Source organism: Vibrio sp. T13N, assembly GCF_032970445.1.
In the GTDB taxonomy this organism is placed as follows: domain Bacteria; phylum Pseudomonadota; class Gammaproteobacteria; order Enterobacterales; family Vibrionaceae; genus Vibrio; species Vibrio diabolicus.
Window position 1 is genome coordinate 189,177 of sequence record NZ_JAWJYE010000005.1, and the last position, 24,326, is coordinate 213,502.

Here is a 24,326-nt window from a genome sequence, read left to right on the forward strand (position 1 = left end):
GTAAAGAGCATGAGTGAATCCTTGTTCTCAGTAAGGAATGCCCTAAGAATTCTGGCACTAATCCTACTGTGTGTGATGTTGTTTATCACGATCAAAAACAGTGTTGTGATCAGTAAGGGCAACGAGAAAATTCAAGCACAGCAGCTTGAGACACTCACCAAAGTTTTGATTTCACAGGCGTCTCTTTCTGCCAGTGAAATGATTTTGACCAAAGATCAAGAACGCTTACTTAAGCTGACAAACCAGCTAGCACAAGACCGTTTGGTGTTTGATGCGACAATATATGATGCACAAGGCGTACGTTTAGCGTCTAGTGAAGATGCGCTATCGGTACGCGAAGTTTTAGGCTTAGACACGCCCTTGGCAACAGCTTCCATTGGCCGCCAGCAGTTGGTTGAACCAGTATTTGCCGATGAAGCACTCATCGGTTTTGTTCGCGTTACCTTTGAGACAGGTCGTGTAACCGCGATTTCTGACCACCACTATCGTAAGAGTGATCGCTACATGTACATGATGGTGCTAATGAGTTTTGTGTGCGGCATGTTATTCATTATGATTTTACGTAGACAGCCTATCCGCCGTAAAAAAGCGCAAAACCTACTGCTAACCAAATAGTCAGTCGGTAATCAACATCTAATACAAAAACAGCCCGCATTGTGCGGGCTGTTCTTTTAGTTCTTAATGTCAAGAAACTAAGATGACTCTTTGTCGCTTATTCTTCGTCGCCTAGCAATACTGAATCTAGTGCGATTAGCATCATGTCGTTGAATGTTGTTTGACGCTCATCAGAAGTTGTTTGCTCACCTGTTTTGATGTGATCTGAAACCGTACAGATTGTCAGAGCTTTTGCACCGTATTCTGCCGCTACGCCGTAAATACCCGCCGCTTCCATTTCAACACCAACAATGCCGTACTTGTCCATTACGTCGAACATTTCTGGATCTGGCGTGTAGAAAAGCTCCGCTGAAAATAGGTTACCGACTTTCACATCAATGCCACGTGCTTTTGCTGCGTCTTCTGCCGCGCGAACCATTTTGTAGTCTGCGATTGCAGCAAAGTCATGACCTTTAAAACGGATACGGTTCACTTTAGAATCCGTACACGCGCCCATGCCGATCACAACATCACGCACTTTGATGTCTTCATTCACCGCACCACAGCTACCGACACGGATGATTTTCTTCACACCGAAGTCTTTGATTAGCTCAGTCGCGTAAATCGAACATGATGGGATACCCATACCGTGGCCCATCACAGAGATTTTACGGCCTTTGTAAGTGCCTGTGTAACCGAACATATTGCGCACATCACACACTTGAACAACATCTTCAAGGAAGGTTTCTGCGATGTATTTTGCACGTAGCGGGTCACCTGGCATCAGTACTACGTCTGCGAATGCACCCATTTCAGCATTGATATGTGGAGTTGCCATTTTTCTTTTCCTTAACCTTTCTCTAGCGCTCCGCGCTTAAGGCGATGTAAGCCAGAGTATTCTCATTTCCGACAAGCAGTACTTGCATACTGCAAACATAAAACTAGGAGCACTCAGCTCCTAGTTTTTAATATCCTAATTATAGGAAATTCTTACCGTAATCCATTGGAGAAGTACCGAAGTAGCTCGCCAATGTTTGGCCGATATCTGCGAATGTTTCGCGACGGCCAAGAGAGCCAGCTGGCACTTTTTGACCGTAAACCAATACTGGAATGTGCTCACGAGTATGGTCAGTACCTGGCCATGTTGGGTCACAACCGTGGTCAGCCGTTAGGATTAGCACGTCATCTTCACCCATCAGTTCGAGCACTTCGTTGATGCGACCATCAAAGTACTCAAGCGCCGCAGCGTAACCCGCTACATCACGGCGGTGGCCGTAAGCGGAGTCGAAATCAACAAAGTTAGTGAATACGATGGTGTTATCACCCGCTTCTTTGATTTGCTCTAGCGTTGCTTCGAACAATGCAGGAATACCTGTCGCTTTCACTTTCTTGGTGATACCGCAGTTTGCGTAGATGTCTGCAATCTTACCGATAGAAACCACATTGCCTTGTTTCTCTTCGACTAACTTTTGTAGAACCGTTGCTGATGGTGGCTCTACAGATAGGTCACGACGGTTACCCGTACGCTCAAATTGACCTTTACCAGGACCGATGAATGGACGCGCGATTACACGGCCGATGTTGTAATCTTCTAGTTCTTCACGAGCAATTTGGCAAAGCTCTAGTAGACGATCTAGACCGAATGTCTCTTCGTGACATGCGATTTGGAATACTGAGTCCGCAGAGGTGTAGAAGATTGGTTGGCCAGTCTTCATATGTTCTTCACCAAGGTCATCAAGAACTTGAGTACCAGATGCGTGGCAGTTACCTAGGAAGCCATCTAGACCTGCACGCTCAAGAATGCGGTCAGTCAGCTCTTTAGGGAAGCTGTTTGCTTTATCTGTGAAGTAGCCCCAGTCAAACAGAACTGGTACGCCAGCAATTTCCCAGTGACCAGACGGAGTGTCTTTACCAGAAGAAAGCTCAGCAGCGTGACCGTAAGCACCGATGATTTCTGCCTCAGCGTCTAGGCCAGGTGCAAAGCGACCTGTTGATTCTTTGTGTGCCATAGCCAAACCAAGCTTAGATAGGTTTGGAAGGCGAAGTGCGCCTTGACGTTTGTCGTTATCTGCTAAGCCTTTTTCACACTGGTCAGCGATATGACCTAGAGTGTCTGAACCTACATCACCAAATTCTTTTGCATCAGCAGTTGCACCGATACCGAATGAGTCTAGTACTAAAATAAATGCTCTTTTCATTGCTCTTTCCTTAGGCCCACTCGGCTTTTTATTATGGTTGAGTAGGCCTTGTGTAATTACTTGTTCTATTAAATATCTTCTGCACGAATTTGGCGGTAAACCTCTGGAGTTGGTGTGTACTCACCACCTACTTTGATTGCACTGCGCAGTGCTTTTGCCGATTCTTCCCACTGCTCTTCACTGCGAGCGTGGATAACGGCAAGAGGTTTATCGCTATCTGCAACTTCACCCAAGCGGATGAACTCGTCGAAACCTACGGCATAGTCGATTTCATCAGTAGCAACACGGCGACCACCACCCATAGCAACGACAGCCATGCCAATCGCACGCGTGTCCATTGCTGAAACAATGCCCGTTTCCGTCGCGTAAACAGGCTTGATGATTTCCGCTTTTTCTAGGTAGTTATCGTAGTTTTCTACGAAGTCTGCTGGACCGCCAAGACCCGCAACCATTTTGCCGAAGCAAGCTGCTGCTTTACCGTTGTCTAGCACTTCCATCAGTTTCGCGCGTGCGTCATCTGTGTTCTCAGCAAGTTTGGCAAGCACGAGCATTTCAGCACATGATGCCATCGTCACTTCAAGTAGACGCGGGTTGCGGTATTCACCTGTTAGGAAACGAACCGCTTCACGAACTTCCACCGCATTACCAGCAGAAGAAGCCAGTACTTGGTTCATGTCCGTAAGGATTGCGGTAGTCTTCGTGCCTGCACCATTTGCTACTGCAACGATAGATTTTGCTAGCTCTTCAGACGCTTCGTAAGTTGGCATAAATGCGCCAGAACCGACTTTTACATCCATCACTAGAGATTCCAGACCCGCTGCCAATTTCTTAGACAGGATCGATGCCGTGATCAGTGAGATGTTGTCTACGGTAGCCGTGATATCACGAGTCGCGTACACGCGCTTATCTGCCGGAGCAAGATCACCCGTTTGACCGATGATCGCCACACCCGCATCTTTGGTTACTTGACCAAAAACTTCGTTCGTTGGTGTGATGTTGTAGCCAGGAATCGCTTCAAGTTTATCTAGCGTGCCGCCTGTGTGGCCAAGGCCACGACCAGAGATCATAGGTACGAAACCGCCACATGCTGCCACCATAGGGCCAAGCATCAGAGAAGTTACGTCACCCACACCACCGGTTGAGTGTTTGTCGACAATTGGACCACCGAAGTTCATGTGGCTCCAGTCGATTACCATGCCTGAGTCACGCATTGCACACGTTAGGGCGATGCGCTCATCCATGGTCATTTCATTAAAGAAAATCGTCATAGCAAACGCCGCAATCTGACCTTCAGATACCGTGTTGTTCGCTACGCCTTGAATAAAGAAGTTGATTTCGTCGGCAGTTAGGACTTCGCCGTCACGTTTTTTACGAATGATTTCTTGTGGTAAATACATTAGTGCCTCCCAAGCTCTTTTGAGCCATGGTTGTAGTAGGATAGAAGAGGTTTGGTAGCACCCGTTTAGGTGCTACCGTTCAGACGTATTATTGGAATTAGTACGCTGTTGGATCAGCGACGTCGTCCGACACTTCTAATGTATTTAGTAGGTTGGTTAGCAGGCTAGACGCACCAAAACGGTAGTGACGAGCATCAACCCAGTTGTCACCTAGGATTTCGTCAGCCATTGCTAGGTATGCCGCTGCGTCTTCAGCAGTGCGCACACCACCTGCTGGTTTGAAACCAACAGTTTCTGCAACACCCATGTCGCGAATAACTTCAAGCATCATGCGAGCGTATTCTGGTGTTGCGTTTACTGGCACTTTACCAGTTGAAGTTTTAATGAAGTCAGCACCTGCTTCAATACAGATTTGAGATGCTTTCTTGATTAGTGCTTCTTCTTTTAGTTCACCAGTTTCGATGATCACTTTAAGAAGAATGTCACCACAAGCTTCTTTACATTGCTTAACTAGTTCGAAGCCTACTTTCTCATCACCCGCCATTAGCGCGCGGTATGGGAAAACTACGTCAACTTCGTCTGCACCGTAAGCAACAGCCGCTTTTGTTTCAGCAACAGCGATGTCGATATCGTCGTTACCGTGTGGGAAGTTCGTTACTGTTGCAATGCGAACTCCTGGCGTACCTTGCTCACGAAGTGTCTTCTTAGCAATAGGAATAAAGCGAGGGTAAATACAGATTGCAGCTGTGTTGCCTACTGCTGTTTTCGCGTCATGACATAATGAAATCACTTTTGCATCAGTGTCATCGTCATTCAACGTAGTTAGGTCCATAAGTTTAAGTGCACGTAGCGCTGCTGCTTTTAAATCGCTCATTTCTATCTCCGATCAATATTCAAAAAATTCACTACTCAGCCTTACATCACGTCTCTAACTATAATCAACAAGTCGAGACAATGTGAGTAAATGGCTAAACAGTCTATTAATGAACGGACTTGGTTCCCTGAAGACTCGGCATATACAGCGAAAATTTCATATGCCAATTGCTATCCTTGTCACCGCACAGTACCAGTTTGGCCTATGGCACAACAATCTATGATTGCGGTGTCTTTAATATCACATCACACAGCAAAACGCCTATTAGATCTGATATTGCTGGGCAAGTCATTTGCCCATCGATTATGTAATATTCATTACGTGATTAAGTATCAACCTTAACCACTATCCTGTGATTAATACATTATAGAGTTTCACCGCAAAACTGTAGCACCAAATAGAGCGCAAACGGTTTGTATCTCAAAATTTCCTAGCCCCTATTCCATCGGCTGCGTAACTCATAGACTGAGTCCGGCACCCGGTGAGATTTTAGAGCCCGAAAAACGAAAAATGCCCCGCAGCAATCTCTTGCTACAGGGCATGATGTAAAACGGCGTCTATATATTAAGAACCGATTCTAATTATAGTGCTGCAAGGCTTAAGCAGAAGCCTGCAATTGTCGCTGCCATAAGGTTAGACAACGTACCTGCAAGCACAGCTTTAACACCCATGCGAGCGATGTCACTACGACGGTTTGGTGCAAGGCTACCTAGACCACCAAGTAGAATCGCGATAGAAGAAAGGTTCGCGAAACCACATAGTGCGAATGAGATGATAGCTGTTGTCTTCTCAGACATTACTTCACCAGTTGCCGCGATTACTTGAGCGTTTTCACCTAGGTATGGTGTGAAGTTCAAGTAAGCAACGAATTCGTTCACTACGATTTTCTGACCGATGAATGAACCAGCAGTTACTGCTTCAGCCCATGGAACACCGATTAGGAATGCTAGTGGAGAGAATGCGTAACCTAGGATTAGCTCTAGCGTTAGTTCTGGCATGCCGAACCAACCACCGATGCCACCTAGCATACCGTTGATCAGCGCGATTAGACCAACGAATGCGATTAGCATCGCACCTACGTTAAGCGCAAGTTGTAGACCAGAAGCCGCACCGCCTGCTGCTGCGTCGATTACGTTTACTGGTTTGTCGTCGCCGCCGTCCATCGCTTCTTCGATACTTTCGTGAGGCTGGTCAGTCTCTGGGTGAAGGATTTTAGCGAATAGTAGACCACCTGGTGCCGCCATAAATGATGCTGCTACTAGGTACTCTAGTGGAACACCCATTGAAGCGTAGCCGGCTAGTACACCACCAGCAACAGAAGCTAGACCACCACACATTACCGCGAATAGCTCTGATTGAGTCATTTTTGGAACGAATGGACGAACAACTAGAGGTGCTTCTGTTTGACCTACGAAAATGTTTGCTGCTGCTGACATTGATTCCGCACGTGAAGTGCCCAGCGCTTTTTGTAGTGCGCCACCAAGAATCTTGATAACCCATTGCATAACGCCAATGTAGTAAAGAACTGAAATCAGTGCAGAGAAGAAGATCAGTGTAGGAAGAACACGGAATGCGAAGATGAAACCGCCGCCGCCGAATACTTCGAACATCTTGTCAGAAACAAGACCACCGAACAGGAATGATGAACCATCGTTACCGTAGTTGATAACGTTAGAAACACCTGAAGAGAAACCGTTTAGTAGATCACGGCCCCAAGGTACATACAGAACAAATGCACCTAATGCGAATTGGATAGCGAATGCGCCACCCACAGTTCTTAGATTGATAGCTTTTCGGTTATTAGAAAATGCCACTGCAATCGCAAGAAGCACTACCATACCGATTAGGCTCATAAACAGGCTCATAGTTTATGACTTCCTTATAAGTTATTTATTGGCGTGTTACAAAATGGAGCTATAAAGCGGGAGCAATTATACTCATGCAGAATCAATTAAAGTAATGCCAGCCTCACACTTTCCTATAAGATTCATGATTGATTCAGCCAGCTTTGTGAGTTAATTCACAATAAGCAGGAAAACGTTTTCTATTTCAAACCACATCTTTAGATTTTATTCACATATCGAGAAAGCAAAATTGCTATTTTTCCATAACTGAGAGGCAATCGATTGCTTTGGGCCGTTATGCAACTCTACGAGCTCATTAAAGACGTGAATGAGTTTGGCTGGGTGATTCGACTCCCCTTGATACCCAAGTATAGGCATATCCGGTGCATCTGTTTCGATCACGAGATGTTTGAGTGGTAATTTTTGAATTGCGTCGCGCGTTTTCTTCGCTCTTGGGTAGGTGATGCTTCCTCCTACACCGATAAAAAAACCTAATTTGACCCACTCCATTGCTTGCTGATAACTCCCAGAGAAAGCATGTAGCACACCGCCCCGAGGGAGCTTCGCCGCTTTCACCATTTGAATAAGGCGATTGTGCGCTTTTCGGCTATGTAAAATAACTGGGAGTTCGAAGCGTCTAGCCAGTTCAAATTGAACTTCAAGTGTCTTTTCTTGCAACTGTGGGTCAACATCAATGGCAAAATCTAGCCCACACTCTCCTATGGCCACGCACTGGGGAGCATTTTGTTTTAGATAATGTTCCAATTCAGCAAAGTGCTGCTCGACGTTATCTTCAAGAAAATACGGATGAAACCCAAGGGCATAATACAAATTGGCATGTTGATCTGCCAAGGTTTGAATACGAGCCCAGTTTTGAGGTCCCACTGAAGGAATCAGAATTCTTGTCACGCCTTGCGTTTGAGCTAGCTGAAGTTGATGTGCAAAGTCACCTTGGAATACATCAAAGTCAAAGTGACAATGGGTATCAAAGAGCTTCATCTTGAGACTTTTTATCTGTACCGACAAACTGAGAATCAGAAAATAGCAGAGATTCACTGTTCTCTTCATTTTGATGGGCAGGATCTTTTCGATACGGAACGCAGCTGCGTTTTTGATCGGGGGTTAGCCCCATCTCCTTGCACCAGTCGTCGTAACGCTTCAATCCTCGTTTAAACCAGTTCATATCTCATCCTTATAAAAAACGCCCTTGGCTAAGTTTATAGCCAAGGGCGTTTTAAAATCTAGTTTGCGTTAAAGCTTACCCAAACCGCTTTTTGATTAGTGCTCACGCGTCGCACGGAAATCAATATCAGGGAAACGCTCTTTCGCCAAGTTTAAGTTAACCATTGTTGGTGCAATATACGTTAGGTTATCACCACCATCCAATGCTAAATTTGCTTGGTTCTTACGTTGGAACTCATCCAGTTTCTTCGCATCATCACACTCAACCCAACGAGCAGTTGCAACGTTAATGCCTTCATAAATCGCTTCAACGTTATATTCAGACTTCAAACGAGCCACAACAACATCGAACTGAAGTACACCAACGGCACCAACGATCAGATCGTTGTTCTGTAGAGGACGGAATACCTGTACCGCACCTTCTTCTGATAGTTGCACCAAGCCTTTTAGTAGCTGTTTCTGCTTTAGTGGATCTTTCAAACGAATACGACGGAACAATTCAGGCGCAAAGTTTGGAATACCAGAGAACTTCAGTGACTCACCTTGCGTGAAAGTATCACCAATTTGAATAGTGCCGTGGTTATGCAGACCAATGATGTCACCCGCGTAAGCGTGTTCTGCACGTGAACGGTCACCAGCCATAAAGGTTACTGCATCAGAGATACTCACCTGCTTGCCAAGACGAACGTGGTTCATCTTCATACCCTGCGTGTAAGTACCCGATACAATACGCATGAATGCGATACGGTCACGGTGTTTCGGGTCCATGTTTGCTTGGATCTTGAATACGAAACCAGAGAACTTCTCTTCTGTCGCTTCAACTTCACGCTCAACCGCTTGACGCGTTTTCGGTGCTGGTGCCCACTCTGTTAGACCGTCTAGCATGTGGTCTACACCGAAGTTACCTAATGCGGTACCGAAGTAAACTGGCGTCAGGTCACCTGTTAAGAACATTTCCAAATCAAACTCAGGGCAAGCACCCATAACAAGCTCAAGCTCTTCTCGAACACTTTCCGCAAGGCCTGCACCGACTTTTTCATCAAGCTCTGGGTTATCTAGACCTTTGATGATTCGAACTTCTTGAATCTCATGACCGTGACCAGATTCGTATAAAATCGTTTCATCACGGTGAATGTGGTACACACCTTTAAATTCTTTACCACAGCCGATTGGCCACGTGATAGGCGCACACATCATGCCCAATTCGTTTTCTACTTCGTCCAATACTTCCATTGGATCACGAACGTCACGGTCAAGTTTGTTCATGAAGGTCACGATTGGCGTATCGCGTAGACGGGTTACTTCCATCAGCTTACGAGTACGATCCTCGACACCTTTCGCTGCATCGATAACCATCAAACACGAGTCGACTGCCGTTAGAGTACGATATGTATCTTCCGAGAAGTCTTCGTGTCCAGGAGTATCAAGTAGGTTTACCAGGCAATCATTGTAAGGGAACTGCATCACAGACGTGGTTACCGAGATACCACGTTCCTTTTCCATTTCCATCCAGTCTGATTTTGCGTGCTGTGCATTACCACGACCTTTAACCGTACCTGCTTTTTGAATCGCGTTTCCGAATAAAAGGACTTTTTCAGTAATGGTGGTTTTACCCGCATCCGGGTGAGAAATAATAGCGAACGTTCTACGTTTAGACACTTCGCTTAGAAAAGGTGTATTTGACATGAAACTGGTCTTCTTTGATGTCTGAATGCTTGCTCGAAAAGCAAACACGCTTTTTAGATTCAATATTGCGCGGTATTCTCGCTTATTATTGCCTCAGGGGCAACTGATCGCTTTAGGGGCGACTTCCCTTATGGGATGCGTTAACGTTAGTGAAAGAAGAGATAACTCATGATGATCGCATCTTCTTTTCCCGTGCCAGTTTTCGCAGGGTAATAGTTATGGCGTCGATCAACTTCATTGAATCCAGCTTGTTCATAAATATAAATAGCAGGCTTATTACTCTCTCGCACCTCAAGCCAAGCACTCTCCGCTTTTGATTGCTCACAATGTTCTAAGAACGCATCCAACAGTTTTTGACCATAGCCTTTACCCTGAAGATGCGGCGCGATAGCAATATTCAGCAACGTAACTTCACCGACAATATTCTGCGCATAAAAGTAGCCAATCACCATCTCGCCATCGAGCATCACATGATGACATGCTCCACGGCTGGATAAATCACGTACCAAAGACTCTGCCCACGGATGCGAGTGTGCTTGCTGCTCAATTTGCCAAACTTGATCTAAGTGCTCAGCGCACATTGGTAAGATTTTAGTTGTCATTATTTACCTAGGGGTTCATGTGCAATACCAATTGCAGTAAAACGGGGATTAATGCTTATTTGCTCGAATTGTTGTAAGAACAAATCTGTTGCCAAAGTGCACGTTTTTGTTGGGTATTCCCATCCACATCTTGCAACAATGGCGATGTCAGCGGTTTAGTGTCAGGCAATACTTCGGCTTCACACCCTGCAAACCAAACCCACTCAAGCTCGTGCTGGCCAAGTAATGGAAATCGCTCTGGCTCAATATGTAACGCTTGGTCAACCGTTAACTTCATACTCTTTAGGATGTTTTCAAACAAAACTGCCGTCTCATTCTCTGGACATACCGGAGAGATCAACAGGAGTTTGCAAGAACTTTGCAAATCGATTTTTGGCGATTGGTAACCTGCCAATCTATCTGGGTGTACCAGCTCCCATGTGCTGATGCCCATTTCGTGTAAATACTGTTTCTCGTTAATTGACATTTTCCGTCACCTATTTGAACGAGGGCAATCCTAACAAATAATCGTGATTATACCTAAAGGACTTCAAGGAACACCTCAATACATTGGAATGATTGAACTGTTCTGCCTATGACAATGGCCACACCGTAGGTATAACATATGAGGTACATTATGAAATTCTTACCTACACTGCTGCTTTGCGCACTGGTAGCCACCACAAGCATGAGTGTTTTTGCTAATAGCAGCGATGAGTGGGAGCTGATTGCAACGAAAACCGTCAAATTCCAAACAGAAACGGATACCGTGACACCAAATAGCCTATTCCGAAATCGCAGCTTCAGTAAAATTAAACTGAAATGTGTGCAGGGCACGGTAGACATTAACGACTTAAAAGTCGTGATGACGGACGGTAGTGAGAAAAAGCTAACCTCTATGGGTGTGCTAACAAGTGGATTATCGACTCGTGCATGGAGCCTTCCTGGCTCAAAAGAAGCGAAGCTAAAACAGATTGAAATGACTTACAGCAGTTGGGGCAGCAGAAAACTCAATGTTTTAGGGCTAAGTAAGAAAGCAAAAATAGAGGTTTGGGGTAAGAAGAAAAGTGACCAGTCGTCTTAATCTCCCTATCTCAGTTTTCAATGAACTAAGAAAGAAGCCCACTGAGTTAGTGGGCTTCTTTCATTTACAGTTCAGAGAACTCTGGCGCGTAATCTATGCGTCCGGAGCGTCCGGCACATTGACCTTCGACCAACTCTGCGATACGAAATGCACCTTTAGGAACATCCCAAGCGCATTCGAATCCCATCTCGTCGCATGATTGAAAACCCTGGCGCGCGTAATAATCAGGATCACCCAACACCACACACACTGGATAGCCAAAATCACGCAGTGAATCAAAACCTTCTTTGATCAACTCTGCAGCGATGCCTTGGCGACGGTAATCTTCATGAACAGCCAATGGCGCCAGCCCTTGCCACGACAAATCTTCACCATTTAAGGTCACTGGGCTAAATAAAGCATGGCCTATCACCTCCCCCTCATCTGTACACGCGACTAAGGAAAGTGTGAATTTGCTGTTTTCGCGCAAACGCATCACAAGCTTAGCTTCAGCTTCCGTCGGGAAGGCGTGTTTCAATAAGCGGTCAATGGTAAGAATGTCCGCAGGGGCTTCAGTTCGAATAAGCATTCGCTACTCCGGTTGGTTGTGCAGGCGCTTGAACTCCTTTCTGAACAAAATCAGCCAATTGATTCAAAGCGACTTGCATTGCTTTCGGTAACTGCTCTAAGTCGACACTGTCCATTAAGTTTTTCACTTCTAAGCCAAGCTCAGTATCGCCTTCAATTGAAAGGCGACGTTGGAAGAACAGTGTGTCAGGGTCTTCTTTACGACCAGCAATCAGTACTAGGTCGTTTAGATTACCACTAAAACTCACATCTTCCTGAACTGGTTTTTCAGCTACCACTAATTCTTCGTCTTGATAGCTGATGTACCATGCTAAGTTCAAGTCTTTAATCGCAACTTTTAACCACTTGTCTTCAAGGAACTCAAAGTCACCATCTTCCAAGGCTTCTTTAAACACCATTTTTAGCCCTTCCAGCAATGCTTTTTGCTGAATTGGCTGTGGTAATAACTGGACTGGAGAACGCAAAATGTTAGCTGCGTTCTTTACTAGTTGACTGCGAATCTTGTTTAACACGTTCATTATCCGTTACTTTGTCATTAGGTTGCCCATATTAAGCAATCGTGGCAATGAGATTACTGTTATGTATCAATAAAGTGCTTATTTTAGATTGGTGGATTATTGTTCACTAACGCTTCTTTTTTTGAAGTTACGTGTATTATTGATGCGAACAGGTGGATAAACACTTTTACAACCGTATTTTCAAAGTTATAGTTATCTGAGCGTATCCATGTGATTGTCGACTGTAAAGTTAAAACCGCGAGCCCTTTAATGGCAAGCGATACTGGACTTAATAGTAGACCGCCGCAGGCTTATCAGGGTGTCGCTTTTTATACACGGACGAATAATCTGGCTCATTGGAGATCGGTAATACCCTAATGCCTTCCCAGCAATTAAAACATTGGTTTGCCACGCTAACCTCAAATAGCCCTTTCTTCTTTGCCATTCTTGATAAAAGACACAATTATCGAATGGTAAGTGACTGTTACTGCGATATCGCAGGTTTAAGTCATGAGGAAATCATCGGCTTAAACGATTGCCAGGTACTTGGTGAGCAGTTTTATAAAAAGCTGGCCCCTTACTATCAGCGTGCATTCAAAGGAACGCATGTCGAAGCCGAAATCACCCTTGATGAAACCGACCTTGAAACCAGCCTGCACTTTAGTCTGTCACCGGTTTTTGAAGGTAACGAAATTCGCTTTGTCGTTTTTCACGCCGTGGATACTTCAGAAAAGCAGATCCTCGTACGCTCCTTAGAGGAGTCAGAAAGTAAGTTTGCGAAATTAACACAACTACTGCCTGACGGTCTGCTGCTTATCGAAGATGACATTATCATTTCTGCCAACCCTGCATCAGCACGCCTCCTGGGACTGAACTCTCCCCATGAATTGCTAGGCGAGGAGCTCAGCCGTTTATTCATCGATGAAAACAGCAAGAAAGTGTTTAGTCATCGTTTGAGTACATTAATTTCTGACAAGCCTTTTGTTTGCTTAACCAGCGCGAGATGTGGCTTTGAACGAAAAGTTCAGTTACACGCTGATTCCACGGCGATATTAGGTAGCGAGTCTCAAATCATCTTGATCCAAGACGCTGACGATACACCTAAGAATTTGTCTTCTGCATCGAATGAAGACATACATATTGATTCGCTCACCAAACTGTACAACCGCTTTGGTTTTACCAAACGTTTGGAACAGCTGATCAAAAAGCAAACGCCGCTTCTGGTGTTCTATTTGGATATCGATAACTTCAAAAACATTAATGATTCACTTGGTCACCACATTGGCGATAAAGTGATTCAAGAGGTATCGGCCCGTCTTAAACGATTACTGCCAAATCAAGCGATTATTGGTCATTTGGGTGGCGATGAGTTTGGCGTCATTCTGCCAGAACCAGAAAATACCCGCATGGCTGAAATTTTGTCAGATCGCATTATCTCGTTGATCAACCAGCCTTTCGACTTGCACCACTTCAGTAAACGCCTTGCGTGCTCAATTGGTAGCGTTCGTTACCCTGAAGACGGGCAAGATGCGAGAATCCTGCTACAAAATGCTGATACGGCGATGTATGAAGCCAAAGATCGTGGCCGAAATCGCCTGATCAAATTTAACGACCAGATGAACAAAGAAGCGCGCATGCGTTTGTGGCTTGAAATCGAACTGCAAAAAGCATTGCAGCAGAACGGTTTAGAAGTGTGGTATCAACCAAAGGTTAACGCGCGTGACTTCAGCATTAACGGTGCCGAAGCGCTCGTTCGTTGGAAACACCCTGTCGAAGGTTACATTAGCCCAGGTTCATTCATTCCTGTCGCCGAGCGTGCAGGGTTAATCGAACACCTTGGACGCGTCGTGATGCGTGATGTTTTCAATACGGTAAAACGTTGGAAACAACAAGGCATACTGCCAGGTCGTGTCGCTATCAACCTCTCTCCCGAGCAATTTGGTAATCCACAGCTGATCGACTTTATGGAAAAGTTGCTTCGCACTACCGAGCTTGACCCAAGCTGCATTACCTTCGAGCTAACCGAAAGTGCCGTGATGAGTGATAGCGAACATACACTGCAAATGCTGAATGCGATTAAGAAACTGGGCTTCGCCCTCTCTATCGATGACTTTGGTACCGGTTACTCTTCCCTTTCCTACTTAGCGCGCTTCCCTATCGACGAGCTGAAAATCGACCGCGCGTTTATTAACGATATCGACACGCTACCCAAACAGGTCACTGTGATTGAAAACATCATTAATCTGGGTAAGTCACTCGACTTGACGGTCGTTGCCGAGGGGGTGGAAACCCACCAGCAAGCTACTTTGCTCTCTAACCTTCAATGTAATGCGATTCAAGGATTCCATTTTTATCGCCCACAGCCAAAACATGAAATTGAAGAGCTGTTTGTACAGAATCGTCGTCACAAGAACTAACCCCGACTCGATACCCTTACTCTCAAGAGGTAAATATCGACTTTATTGAGCTAAACCTAACTTAGGTCAATTTCGCTATTCATAATTCTTCATAAAATGCGGACACCTTTTTATTCTCAATGATTGTGAGCATATGGAACTCTTGTGTCCCGCGGGTAACCTGCCTGCGTTAAAAACTGCGATTGATTGCGGTGCCGATGCCGTCTACATTGGCTTCAAAGATGATACCAACGCCCGTCACTTTGCTGGCCTCAACTTTAACGGCAAAAAGTTAGAAAAAGCGGTGCAATACGTTCACGACCGCGACAAAAAAATTCATGTCGCGTTGAATACCTTCGCTCATCCCAATGGCTTTGAGCGCTGGACGAACGCGGTAGACAATGCAGCGGCATTGGGTGTGGACGCGCTGATTGTTGCAGACATTGCAGTTCTGGAGTATGCAGCTCGCAAATATCCCGATCTGGAACTACATCTTTCAGTGCAAGCATCAGCGACCAACATCGCAGCCATTGATTTTTATAAACAGAACTTCAACGTAAAACGTGTGGTGCTGCCTCGCGTCTTATCGATTCATCAGGTGAAGCAGCTTTCGCGCAACATCACTAGCGATGTCGAGCTAGAAGTCTTTGCTTTTGGTAGCCTTTGTATTATGTCCGAAGGCCGTTGTTATTTGTCATCATACATGACGGGTGAGTCCCCAAACACTGTGGGTGCCTGTTCTCCTGCCAAATACGTTCGTTGGCAAGAAACTGAACAAGGTCTTGAGTCTCGTCTAAATAATATCCTAATTGACCGCTACTGCGCAGGAGAAAACGCAGGCTACCCTACGCTCTGTAAAGGTCGTTTTGAAACAGAAATTGATGGTGAGAAAAAACGCTATCATGCTCTGGAAGAGCCAACCAGTTTGAACACCCTTTCGATGCTGCCAGAACTATTTGCCGCTAATGTCGCGTCTGTAAAAATTGAAGGGCGCCAACGCAGCCCAGCTTACGTAGAGCAAGTCACTCGAACATGGCGAGCCGCGATTGATCGCTACCAAGCCAACCCAGAAGCTTACCAAGTTGAAGCCGCATGGGATGCGACGCTCGCAAATGTGTCGGAAGGAACGCAAACCACCCTAGGTGCTTACCACCGTAAATGGCAGTAGAGGTTAAGATGGATAACTCAATGAAATACGCACTTGGCCCACTACTCTATTTTTGGCCAAAACAAGATGTAGAAGCCTTCTACCAACAAGCAAAACAAAGCTCTGCAGACATTATTTACCTGGGTGAATCGGTTTGCTCTAAACGCAGAGAAATGAAATCAGCCCACTGGTTGGAAATAGCTAAAGACTTATCTGCCTCTGGCAAGCAAGTCGTTATCTCTACGATGGCGCTACTGGAAGCACCGAGTGAAGTAAACATCATGAAGAAGTACATCAATAACGGTGACTTCGCCATTGAGGCTAATGACGTATCGGCGGTTCAATTAGCATCAGAGCATAAAGTGCCTTTCGTCGTTGGTCCTGCAATCAATACTTATAACGCACACACGCTCAACTTATTTTTGAAGCAAGGTATGATGCGTTGGTGCATGCCTGTCGAGCTCTCTCGCGAATGGTTAAACGATACTTTAGTTCAGTGTGACGAGCTGGGTATTCGTAACAAGTTTGAAGTTGAGGTATTTAGCCACGGTTATTTGCCTTTAGCGTATTCCGCTCGCTGTTTCACAGCCCGAGCTGAAAACCGAGCGAAAGACGATTGCGAAACCTGCTGTATCAAATACCCTACGGGTATCCAGGTCAGCAGCCAAGAAGGGCAAGAAGTCTTCAACCTTAACGGCATTCAAACGCAATCAGGGTATTGTTATAACCTGATCAATGACTTACCAAGCATGCAAGGGCTGGTTGATGTGGTCCGCTTAAGCCCTCTCGGTGTGAGTACACTTTCTGAGTTAGAGCATTTTCGCTCAAACGAGCACGGCGACAACCCTGAAAAACTTGAAAGCCGCCAATGCAATGGCTATTGGCATCAGCTAGCTGGCTTAGAAGTAAAAAACATTTAGCTCTCCAAAAAAGAAAAGCGAGGCCCAACCTCGCTTTTCTCTATCAGCCATTGTTAACAGGCTTGCACTGTTGGCTCAGCCGAAGTTTCGTTTAGCAGCTTTTTCACGTCCCGCCACAACATACTGACCACAACTAAACTCAGCGCAATATTGGACAATGGGAAAGCCAGCCAAATGCCTGTCACGCCAAACAGTTTCGGCATAACGAACAAAAACGGCAGTTGAACCAACATGTTGCCTAGTGTCACAAACATGGCTTTGCTGCCTTTGTTTACCGATTGGTAGTACGCAGCCGCCACGACTAAAAAGCCATCTAGGAACAACGCAAACATGTGTAAACGAATCCCGATCACCGTGCTATCAATCAACTGTTGATCAGCATTGTTAAACACCGAGACCAACTCGTACGGGAAAAGGTTCATCAAACCCACAAACGCTACACCACCAAGCACAGATGTCCCCATTGCGACTTGCAGTAATTTTCTGACGTTCGCCTGGTTGCGCGCCCCGTGATTGAAACTCACTAGAGGTTGCATACCGTTCGCGATTCCCTCTGCAATCAGATAGTAAACCGTCACGATGTACCCCAAAATGGCATACGCCCCTATTAACATTGCACTTCCGTACTGAGCAAATAATGCGTTGTGCATTGCCACCATCACAGAACCGTACGCGTACATAAAGAAGCTAGATGTACCGATCATTATAATCTTTGGTGCAACATCGACTTGAACCTTAAAGTCACTGATTCGAAGGCGTAAGGTCGCTTTTGAAGTAAAGAAGTAACCGATACCAAGCACGGTTACCACCAATTGTGCCAGCGCTGTAGCAATGGCCGCTCCGGTTAACTCCCACCCCAACCAAGCAATAAATACGTAGTCTAATACAATATTAATGACGGCACCGATGACCATCAGCATCGTTGCTAAGTTCGGGCTGTCGTCATTGCGTAAAAGAAATGGAACCGCGATAGAGCCTAGCGTAAATACGCACGCGACAATCAGAATATGCAGATATTGTAGCGCGAGTTCAAACACTCGCCCTTCCGCCCCCTGCCAACGAATAAATTCATCGGAAAAATAGAACAATATGGTAGCAACGACCGGCATCAATATCGCTAACAACCCCAATCCGGTCGTTAAAATACGCTTCGCGCCCTCATGATCGTTTTCTCCTTGCTTAATCGACGTTAGCGCACCAGTCCCCACCCCAATCATCATCCCTATACCGAGGATAGAACCGATGATCGGCCACGCAACATTGATCCCTGCTAATCCGTCAGCACCAACATAACGGCCAATAAAAATGCCATCAACTATTTGATATAAACCGTTCACGAGCATTGCTGCGACGGTTGGAATCGTATATTTCCAAAACTGTCTATAAATTGAGTTTTGCATGACTGCCACCAGTAGTTAGCAAAGCTAACCATTTAATTAGCAAGACTAACTAAATGGTTGAATTAAATAAAAGAAAAATGAAACACCAAAGGCTAATGCGTACAGCGGAGGCCTTTGGTTTAATTTAAAATGACTTATTGCTCAATGCTTTATTCAGTAAAGCTTGTAACTGCTCAGCTTCTTGCTGATTTAATTGTTGCATCATTTGTTCAGAGATATCTTTGTAAACCACCTGCTCCAAAGACATTTTTTCTGCGACTTCTTCTGTCAGCAATACACGCTTAGCACGGGCATCCTCATTACATGCGATGCGTTTCACCAAACCCTTTTTTTCCAAACGAACAACCATTGTCGATGCGGAAGGCTTAGTCACTTGCAACTCTTCTGCAAGATCGGTTATTCGTACACCCTCAGGGTAAACCTGAATCACACGTAAATAATCGAACTCATTAAAGCTTAGATGTGATAACGGATCTTCTTTGGCATAAACACGCCAAGCTTTGGCGCAAAAACGCTCTAAATCAATCAAGCTTTCTTCTAGTGCCATAAAAGCCACCGCCACTTAGTTAGCAAGGCTAACTATTTTAAATGAGTCACTAATCAAGTTCAATCATAAAAAAAGCCGCTCTCATCGAGCGGCTCTAAATCATTCAATTTCCTGCTTCTTAGCAGCCTTTAGCTTGGCCAATCTATCTTGCTGTAATTGATCGTAGATTTGCGCCAATTCCAAGAAAGAATAGCGATGCTCAACATAATCGTAAACGTTGAACGAAATCGCGAGCTTATAAAGTGAGATGGCACTTGCGATATCACCTTCAAGCTGATTACGCTTTCCAAGGTAGAAATACGTTTCCGTCAATCGTTCAGCTAGGCGATAGTTCTCTCTCGTTCCATCCATAATTGCTTTAAGAGCGTCTTCGTCCGAGACGTCTCGTAGCATGATAGCAACAAGAACCCATCCCCACTCTTCACTACGATCTCGTAAATAACGCTGTTGAAGATTGGCTTTTGCTTGCTCTGGATTTTGCTCAGCTTCGATGATGTACAGCCATAATGAACGAAAAGGATCCGTTGGCATTTCTTGATAGTGCTTGGTCATATCTTCTAAAGCGAGATCGATTCGGCCACCATAATACAGCGCAATCGCACGGTTGCGCTCAGCATAGGTATTATCCGGAGCCAACTCTATGGTCGAATCAAACGCTTCATAAGCCGCGTCAAACTCCCCTACTTGGGTGAAATACACCCCCAAAAGATTGAAGATATCCGGTTGAGCAGGATTCAACTGCAAAGACTGGTTAAAGTCCAAACGGGCAAGATCACGCAAACCAACGCTATCGTAGTAGCTACCGCGCTCATAATGCATTTTAGCGCGTACTTCATCACTGAGATCAGGACGTTGTAGCAACTGCGATAAACGCGCGATTTGTACTTCTTGTTGAACGCTAGGCTGAAGTGGCACCGCCATCGGTGGATATAGCCACTTTTGTGCTGATTGCTGAGAAGTATTTGCACAACCGGTCAGCGCGATAGCAACACATAAACTTGCGGTTTGAAACCATTTCACTAATTGATACTCCTGTTTGGACCGCTCAAAATTTATTTCTCTTAATGCAATATAGGCGATAACCTCGTTTGAGGTTAATGCGTCGAAATAAACCAAAAAAAGGGGAGCGAAAATGCTCCCCTTTTATAACATGCTTTCAGGCCCTTAATCTAATAAAAGGCTGAAAGTCTCATTTTGTCTTACTCGTCTTTCGCAGCTGGTGCTTCAGCAGCAGCTTCTTCAGCTGGCTTTTCTACCGCTTCTTTCATGCTTAGACGTACACGGCCTTGGCGGTCGATTTCAAGAACTTTAACTTGAACTTCTTGGCCTTCAGCTAGGTAGTCAGACACTTTCTCAACACGTTTTTCTGCGATTTGAGAAATGTGTACAAGACCATCTTTGCCTGGAAGAACCGTTACAAATGCACCGAAGTCAGCTAGACGTGCAACTTTACCCGTGTAGATACGGCCAACTTCAACTTCAGCAGTGATCTCTTCGATACGGCGGATAGCTTCTTTCGCAGCAGTGCCTTCAGTTGCAGCAATCTTGATAGTACCGTCGTCTTCGATTTCGATAGTTGTACCAGTCTCTTCAGTTAGAGCACGGATAACTGCACCACCTTTACCGATAACGTCTTTGATCTTCTCTGCGCTGATCTTCATTGTGTGAATACGAGGAGCAAATTCAGAGATGTCTTCACGAGCACCAGAGATAGCTTCATCCATTACAGATAGGATGTGCTTACGTGCACCTTGAGCTTGGTTAAGCGCAATTTGCATGATCTCTTTAGTGATACCTTCGATCTTGATGTCCATTTGAAGTGCTGTGATACCAGTGTTAGTACCCGCTACTTTAAAGTCCATGTCACCTAGGTGGTCTTCGTCACCAAGGATGTCAGAAAGAACAACGAAGTCGTCGCCTTCTTTAACAAGACCCATTGCGATACCCGCAACAGAAGACTTGATTGGCACACCTGCATCCATAAGAGCAAGAGAAGTACCACATACAGAAGCCATTGAAGAAGAACCGTTAGATTCAGTGATTTCCGATACAACACGTACTGTGTATGGGAACTCATCTACTGATGGCATTACTGCTGCGATACCACGTTTAGCCAGTTTACCGTGGCCGATTTCACGACGCTTAGGAGAACCTACAAAACCAGTCTCACCTACACAGTATGGAGGGAAGTTGTAGTGCAGTAGGAAGTGATCTTTACGCTCGCCTGTTAGCTCATCAATGATTTGAGCATCACGCTGAGTACCTAGAGTTGCCGTCACGATAGCCTGAGTTTCACCACGAGTGAATAGCGCGCTACCGTGTGTGCGAGGAAGAACACCAGTGCGTACATCTAGTGCACGAACCATGTCTTTTTCACGGCCATCAATACGAGGGTTACCCGCGATGATGCTACGACGTACAACTGTTTTCTCTAGATCATGGAAGATAGTGTGGATTTCTTTTGTATCCGCTTCAGGATCTTCAGCAAGAAGAACTTCATTTACTTCCGCAGCGATCTCATTGATACGGTCGTAACGAGCCATCTTCTCAGTGATTTTGTAAGCCTCAACAAGCTTCGCTTCTGCTAGCTCAGCAATCTTATCTTTAAGTGCTGTGTTTTCTTCAGGAGCAACCCAATCCCAAGCAGGAGTTGCCACTTCTGCTTTGAATTCGTTGATAGCTTTGATAGCAACTTGTTGTTGATCATGACCGTAAACAACCGCTGCTAGCATTTCTTCTTCAGTTAGGTTGTCCGCTTCTGATTCAACCATCAGTACGGCTGACTCTGTACCAGCAACAACAAGATCAAGCTTAGAAGTTTCTAGTTCAGTTTGGCTAGGGTTAAGTACAAGCTGACCATCGATATGACCAACACGCGCCGCACCGATAGGGCCGTTGAATGGAATGCCAGAGATAGCAAGAGCAGCAGAAGTACCGATCATTGTAACGATATCTGGCTGAACATCTGGGTTTACAGACATTACTGTCGCGATAACCTGAACTTCGTTTTTAAACGCGTCTGGGAATAGCGGACGGATTGGACGGTCGATTAGACGAGCTGTTAGCGTTTCGCCTTCAGAAGGACGACCTTCACGCTTGAAGAAGCCGCCTGGGATTTTACCTGCAGCGTAAGTACGCTCTTGGTAGTTAACCGTTAGTGGGAAGAAGTCTTGACCTGCAACGGCTTCTTTTTTACCTACAACAGATACGAATACAGACGTATCATCCATTGTGACCATAACTGCTGCTGTAGCTTGACGTGCAATAACGCCAGTTTCTAAAGTAACTGTGTGGTTACCGTACTGGAACGTTTTAACAACTGGTTTTTCGAACATTGTTATTCCTTGTTTCTAATCTTCCTTTAGTGCTTAAAGAAATCTTAGATGTGTTAATTGACACTCAAGGCATTACGAATCGCGACTAGTAAAAAGAAACTCGGAAATTCCTTTTGAATAGTCGCGACCTTTTGGTCGACGTGGTTGACTGTAATGCTATGAGCTTTTGAGAAAACCTCTTACGAGGTTTAGCCGCCAGTATTATAACGGCATAAGTCTAATTTGGCTAAATTTAGGCAACAAAAAAGGGGCATAAAGCCCCTTTTTAGACAAACTGCTATGCAGTCGCTGATTAGCGACGTAGGCCTAGACGTTTGATTAGGTCTTGGTAGCGAGCTAGGTTTTTACCTTTTAGGTAATCTAGAAGCTTACGACGACGAGAAACCATGCGTAGAAGACCACGACGGCTGTGGTGATCGCCTTTGTGCGCTTTGAAGTGACCTTGTAGGTGGTTGATAGAAGCTGTAAGTAGAGCTACTTGAACTTCTGGTGAACCAGTGTCGCCTTCGCCTTGTGCGTATTCTGCAACGATTGCTGCTTTAGTTTCTGCATTCAGAGACATAATTCTCTCCTAATAAGAGTAGGTTTAAAGTTGTAGCAGCCAATCTCTGATTCAGCCGCTACGCGAAGCGCGGATTATAGGGAAATTTCCTATCTCGTGCAATATAAAAATACCGACACTCAGGTCGGTATTTTCAATCATTTACTTGGATGCGACGTCATCTCGGAACACGACCAATCGCTTAGGAGCAATTTTGCCATCCTCGTTCATTTCGCCTACGCCAATAAACAAACGCTCTTCACCCATGGTAAGGCGAAGTGAGCCTTCGGTAGGCGCACCAAATACTTGAACAGGTTGCCCATGCTGAACCATATCCGCCAGTTCAGGCACTAAGTTGACTTCTGGTAAGTCTTCTACCGCTGTATCCATTGGTAACAGCAATGGATACAGTAGTTCTCGAGGAGCGCGTTCTTCACGGTGTGCTTGCTCTAGTAACTCATTCAGTTGCTCAAGTGTCACCATCTTCTCGTAAGGGTATTTCGCAACACCAGTGCGTCGAAGCATAGTTACGTGCGCACCACAACCTAACATTTCGCCTAGGTCATCCACGATGGTACGAATGTAGGTGCCTTTTGAGCAATGAACTTCCATCTCGACTTCATCGCCTTCAAAACGGTGAAGAACAATCTCGTATACCGTGATCTTACGAGATTCACGCGGAACTTCGATGCCTTTGCGAGCGTATTCATACAAGGGTTTCCCTTGATATTTCAACGCTGAAAACATGGAAGGTACTTGATCTGATTCGCCACGGAACTTCTCAATGCACGCTTCTAGCTTGTCTAACGTAACATCGATTGGACGTGTCTCTACGACTTCACCATCCGAGTCAGACGTGTTGGTACGTTCACCAAGCTTTGCGATCACACGGTAGCGTTTATCAGAATCTAGAAGAAACTGAGAAAACTTCGTCGCTTCACCCAAGCAAATTGGCAGCATGCCTGTCGCTAATGGGTCCAAGGCACCAGTGTGGCCTGCTTTCTCAGCAAAGTAGATTCGCTTTACTTTTTGCAGTGCATCATTGGAAGAGATACCTGTTGGTTTATCCAACAGTATAACGCCATTAATTGGACGACCTTTACGACGACGAGCCATTATTCTTCGTCCTCACGACCAGAATCTTTTTGCTTTTTCTTGTCTGAGCTTACCACTTCAGACACTAGGTTAGACATACGCATACCTTCAACAAGCGTATTGTCATAATGGAAGCGGATTTCTGGAGTTAGACGTAGGCGAATGCGCTTACCTAACATCATGCGAATGTGCACTTCGTGCTCGCGTAGTGCAGCTAGACATGATTCTGGTGTTTGCTCACCCACACATAGGAAGGTTACAAATACTTTTGCGTAAGCAAGGTCACGAGAAACTTCTACGTCTGAGATCGTCACCATGCCAAGGCGAGAGTCACGAACTTCACGTTGAAGGATCATCGCTAGTTCTTTTTGCAGCTGCTGTGCAACGCGCTGCGTGCGGCTAAATTCTTTTGACATATCTTTACTCTTATATAGAAAGAAT

General features: G+C 45.3%; 24 protein-coding genes. 5 read left to right on the forward strand and 19 right to left on the reverse strand.

Annotated features, from left to right (window positions below; translation table 11 throughout):
- The first annotated feature begins 9 nt into the window (after positions 1-9).
- Positions 10-615 carry a YtjB family periplasmic protein gene (locus R2S67_RS10330; protein WP_041852892.1) on the forward strand — a complete coding sequence of 202 codons (606 nt, stop codon included), beginning with the start codon at positions 10-12 and terminating at the stop codon, positions 613-615.
- Positions 616-712: 97 nt separating this feature from the next.
- Here the strand turns inward: R2S67_RS10330 and deoD are convergent, their stop codons facing one another.
- From deoD to R2S67_RS10380, 10 genes are all read right to left on the reverse strand, one after another.
- Positions 713-1,432, reverse strand: a complete 720-nt coding sequence (deoD, locus tag R2S67_RS10335) for a purine-nucleoside phosphorylase (protein ID WP_006742381.1) — start codon at positions 1,430-1,432, stop codon at positions 713-715.
- Between the two features lie 139 nt (positions 1,433-1,571).
- Positions 1,572-2,792, reverse strand: a complete 1,221-nt coding sequence (locus tag R2S67_RS10340) for a phosphopentomutase (RefSeq protein ID WP_025501113.1) — start codon at positions 2,790-2,792, stop codon at positions 1,572-1,574.
- A gap of 68 nt (positions 2,793-2,860) precedes the next feature.
- Positions 2,861-4,189 carry a thymidine phosphorylase gene (deoA, locus tag R2S67_RS10345; protein ID WP_317343690.1) on the reverse strand — a complete coding sequence of 443 codons (1,329 nt, stop codon included), beginning with the start codon at positions 4,187-4,189 and terminating at the stop codon, positions 2,861-2,863.
- 97 nt (positions 4,190-4,286) lie between these two features.
- Complete coding sequence (deoC, locus tag R2S67_RS10350) at positions 4,287-5,063, reverse strand: deoxyribose-phosphate aldolase (protein ID WP_317343691.1); 777 nt, start codon at positions 5,061-5,063, stop codon at positions 4,287-4,289.
- Positions 5,064-5,644: 581 nt separating this feature from the next.
- On the reverse strand, positions 5,645-6,928 hold the full coding sequence (locus R2S67_RS10355; RefSeq protein WP_006742377.1) for a NupC/NupG family nucleoside CNT transporter: 1,284 nt from the start codon (positions 6,926-6,928) through the stop codon (positions 5,645-5,647).
- A 204-nt stretch (positions 6,929-7,132) separates the two neighbouring features.
- Complete coding sequence (locus R2S67_RS10360) at positions 7,133-7,906, reverse strand: TatD family hydrolase (protein WP_256951002.1); 774 nt, start codon at positions 7,904-7,906, stop codon at positions 7,133-7,135.
- On the reverse strand, positions 7,893-8,090 hold the full coding sequence (locus tag R2S67_RS10365; RefSeq protein ID WP_104974844.1) for a DUF5363 family protein: 198 nt from the start codon (positions 8,088-8,090) through the stop codon (positions 7,893-7,895). Before R2S67_RS10365 ends, R2S67_RS10360 begins: the two co-directional genes overlap by 14 nt.
- Before the next feature lie 95 nt (positions 8,091-8,185).
- The gene (gene prfC, locus R2S67_RS10370; protein ID WP_012841453.1) at positions 8,186-9,775 is read right to left on the reverse strand and encodes a peptide chain release factor 3; all 1,590 of its coding nucleotides are present in this window, start codon (positions 9,773-9,775) and stop codon (positions 8,186-8,188) included.
- 146 nt (positions 9,776-9,921) lie between these two features.
- On the reverse strand, positions 9,922-10,377 hold the full coding sequence (gene rimI / locus R2S67_RS10375; protein ID WP_005394641.1) for a ribosomal protein S18-alanine N-acetyltransferase: 456 nt from the start codon (positions 10,375-10,377) through the stop codon (positions 9,922-9,924).
- A gap of 55 nt (positions 10,378-10,432) precedes the next feature.
- Positions 10,433-10,843, reverse strand: coding sequence for a DNA polymerase III subunit psi (locus tag R2S67_RS10380; protein WP_046875043.1), 411 nt, complete (start codon positions 10,841-10,843; stop codon positions 10,433-10,435).
- Between the two features lie 150 nt (positions 10,844-10,993).
- Here R2S67_RS10380 and R2S67_RS10385 point away from each other — a divergent pair, with 150 nt between their 5' ends.
- Positions 10,994-11,440 carry a hypothetical protein gene (locus R2S67_RS10385; RefSeq protein WP_012841451.1) on the forward strand — a complete coding sequence of 149 codons (447 nt, stop codon included), beginning with the start codon at positions 10,994-10,996 and terminating at the stop codon, positions 11,438-11,440.
- Positions 11,441-11,504: 64 nt separating this feature from the next.
- Here R2S67_RS10385 and R2S67_RS10390 read toward each other — a convergent pair whose 3' ends face one another.
- Positions 11,505-12,008 carry a GNAT family N-acetyltransferase gene (locus tag R2S67_RS10390; RefSeq protein WP_012841450.1) on the reverse strand — a complete coding sequence of 168 codons (504 nt, stop codon included), beginning with the start codon at positions 12,006-12,008 and terminating at the stop codon, positions 11,505-11,507.
- Complete coding sequence (locus R2S67_RS10395; protein WP_317344169.1) at positions 11,992-12,519, reverse strand: SCP2 domain-containing protein; 528 nt, start codon at positions 12,517-12,519, stop codon at positions 11,992-11,994. Before R2S67_RS10395 ends, R2S67_RS10390 begins: the two co-directional genes overlap by 17 nt.
- Positions 12,520-12,881: 362 nt before the next feature.
- Between R2S67_RS10395 and R2S67_RS10400 the strand changes: the two genes are divergently transcribed.
- From R2S67_RS10400 to R2S67_RS10410, 3 genes are all read left to right on the forward strand, one after another.
- On the forward strand, positions 12,882-14,921 hold the full coding sequence (locus tag R2S67_RS10400; RefSeq protein ID WP_317343701.1) for an EAL domain-containing protein: 2,040 nt from the start codon (positions 12,882-12,884) through the stop codon (positions 14,919-14,921).
- A gap of 133 nt (positions 14,922-15,054) precedes the next feature.
- Complete coding sequence (locus R2S67_RS10405; RefSeq protein ID WP_048625944.1) at positions 15,055-16,068, forward strand: peptidase U32 family protein; 1,014 nt, start codon at positions 15,055-15,057, stop codon at positions 16,066-16,068.
- A 20-nt stretch (positions 16,069-16,088) separates the two neighbouring features.
- Positions 16,089-16,967, forward strand: coding sequence for a U32 family peptidase (locus R2S67_RS10410; RefSeq protein ID WP_053809267.1), 879 nt, complete (start codon positions 16,089-16,091; stop codon positions 16,965-16,967).
- A 53-nt stretch (positions 16,968-17,020) separates the two neighbouring features.
- Here R2S67_RS10410 and R2S67_RS10415 read toward each other — a convergent pair whose 3' ends face one another.
- From R2S67_RS10415 to rbfA, 7 genes are all read right to left on the reverse strand, one after another.
- Entirely contained in the window at positions 17,021-18,367 is a 1,347-nt protein-coding gene (locus tag R2S67_RS10415) for an MATE family efflux transporter (protein WP_161443023.1), read from the reverse strand.
- A 124-nt stretch (positions 18,368-18,491) separates the two neighbouring features.
- Positions 18,492-18,914: a MarR family winged helix-turn-helix transcriptional regulator gene (locus R2S67_RS10420; RefSeq protein ID WP_005394653.1), complete on the reverse strand. Its 423-nt coding sequence runs from the start codon at positions 18,912-18,914 to the stop codon at positions 18,492-18,494.
- Positions 18,915-19,013: 99 nt separating this feature from the next.
- Complete coding sequence (gene nlpI, locus R2S67_RS10425) at positions 19,014-19,934, reverse strand: lipoprotein NlpI (RefSeq protein WP_012841449.1); 921 nt, start codon at positions 19,932-19,934, stop codon at positions 19,014-19,016.
- 179 nt (positions 19,935-20,113) lie between these two features.
- On the reverse strand, positions 20,114-22,249 hold the full coding sequence (pnp, locus tag R2S67_RS10430) for a polyribonucleotide nucleotidyltransferase (protein WP_005394655.1): 2,136 nt from the start codon (positions 22,247-22,249) through the stop codon (positions 20,114-20,116).
- 292 nt (positions 22,250-22,541) lie between these two features.
- Complete coding sequence (gene rpsO / locus R2S67_RS10435; RefSeq protein ID WP_005380094.1) at positions 22,542-22,811, reverse strand: 30S ribosomal protein S15; 270 nt, start codon at positions 22,809-22,811, stop codon at positions 22,542-22,544.
- A gap of 141 nt (positions 22,812-22,952) precedes the next feature.
- Complete coding sequence (truB, locus tag R2S67_RS10440; RefSeq protein WP_317343716.1) at positions 22,953-23,906, reverse strand: tRNA pseudouridine(55) synthase TruB; 954 nt, start codon at positions 23,904-23,906, stop codon at positions 22,953-22,955.
- Complete coding sequence (gene rbfA / locus R2S67_RS10445; protein WP_005394657.1) at positions 23,906-24,301, reverse strand: 30S ribosome-binding factor RbfA; 396 nt, start codon at positions 24,299-24,301, stop codon at positions 23,906-23,908. The genes truB and rbfA overlap by 1 nt, the downstream gene beginning before the upstream one ends.
- Between the last annotated feature and the right edge of the window lie 25 nt (positions 24,302-24,326).

Bases quoted from the DNA above. Each gene is read 5' to 3' on its own strand.
- R2S67_RS10330 (WP_041852892.1), top strand. From the start codon at position 10: ATGAGTGAATCCTTGTTCTCAGTAAGGAATGCCCTAAGAATTCTGGCA.
- deoD (WP_006742381.1), bottom strand. From the start codon at position 1,432: ATGGCAACTCCACATATCAATGCTGAAATGGGTGCATTCGCAGACGTA.
- R2S67_RS10340 (WP_025501113.1), bottom strand. From the start codon at position 2,792: ATGAAAAGAGCATTTATTTTAGTACTAGACTCATTCGGTATCGGTGCA.
- deoA (WP_317343690.1), bottom strand. From the start codon at position 4,189: ATGTATTTACCACAAGAAATCATTCGTAAAAAACGTGACGGCGAAGTC.
- deoC (WP_317343691.1), bottom strand. From the start codon at position 5,063: ATGAGCGATTTAAAAGCAGCAGCGCTACGTGCACTTAAACTTATGGAC.
- R2S67_RS10355 (WP_006742377.1), bottom strand. From the start codon at position 6,928: ATGAGCCTGTTTATGAGCCTAATCGGTATGGTAGTGCTTCTTGCGATT.
- R2S67_RS10360 (WP_256951002.1), bottom strand. From the start codon at position 7,906: ATGAAGCTCTTTGATACCCATTGTCACTTTGACTTTGATGTATTCCAA.
- R2S67_RS10365 (WP_104974844.1), bottom strand. From the start codon at position 8,090: ATGAACTGGTTTAAACGAGGATTGAAGCGTTACGACGACTGGTGCAAG.
- prfC (WP_012841453.1), bottom strand. From the start codon at position 9,775: ATGTCAAATACACCTTTTCTAAGCGAAGTGTCTAAACGTAGAACGTTC.
- rimI (WP_005394641.1), bottom strand. From the start codon at position 10,377: ATGACAACTAAAATCTTACCAATGTGCGCTGAGCACTTAGATCAAGTT.
- R2S67_RS10380 (WP_046875043.1), bottom strand. From the start codon at position 10,843: ATGTCAATTAACGAGAAACAGTATTTACACGAAATGGGCATCAGCACA.
- R2S67_RS10385 (WP_012841451.1), top strand. From the start codon at position 10,994: ATGAAATTCTTACCTACACTGCTGCTTTGCGCACTGGTAGCCACCACA.
- R2S67_RS10390 (WP_012841450.1), bottom strand. From the start codon at position 12,008: ATGCTTATTCGAACTGAAGCCCCTGCGGACATTCTTACCATTGACCGC.
- R2S67_RS10400 (WP_317343701.1), top strand. From the start codon at position 12,882: ATGCCTTCCCAGCAATTAAAACATTGGTTTGCCACGCTAACCTCAAAT.
- R2S67_RS10405 (WP_048625944.1), top strand. From the start codon at position 15,055: ATGGAACTCTTGTGTCCCGCGGGTAACCTGCCTGCGTTAAAAACTGCG.
- R2S67_RS10410 (WP_053809267.1), top strand. From the start codon at position 16,089: ATGAAATACGCACTTGGCCCACTACTCTATTTTTGGCCAAAACAAGAT.
- R2S67_RS10415 (WP_161443023.1), bottom strand. From the start codon at position 18,367: ATGCAAAACTCAATTTATAGACAGTTTTGGAAATATACGATTCCAACC.
- R2S67_RS10420 (WP_005394653.1), bottom strand. From the start codon at position 18,914: ATGGCACTAGAAGAAAGCTTGATTGATTTAGAGCGTTTTTGCGCCAAA.
- pnp (WP_005394655.1), bottom strand. From the start codon at position 22,249: ATGTTCGAAAAACCAGTTGTTAAAACGTTCCAGTACGGTAACCACACA.
- rpsO (WP_005380094.1), bottom strand. From the start codon at position 22,811: ATGTCTCTGAATGCAGAAACTAAAGCAGCAATCGTTGCAGAATACGCA.
- truB (WP_317343716.1), bottom strand. From the start codon at position 23,906: ATGGCTCGTCGTCGTAAAGGTCGTCCAATTAATGGCGTTATACTGTTG.
- rbfA (WP_005394657.1), bottom strand. From the start codon at position 24,301: ATGTCAAAAGAATTTAGCCGCACGCAGCGCGTTGCACAGCAGCTGCAA.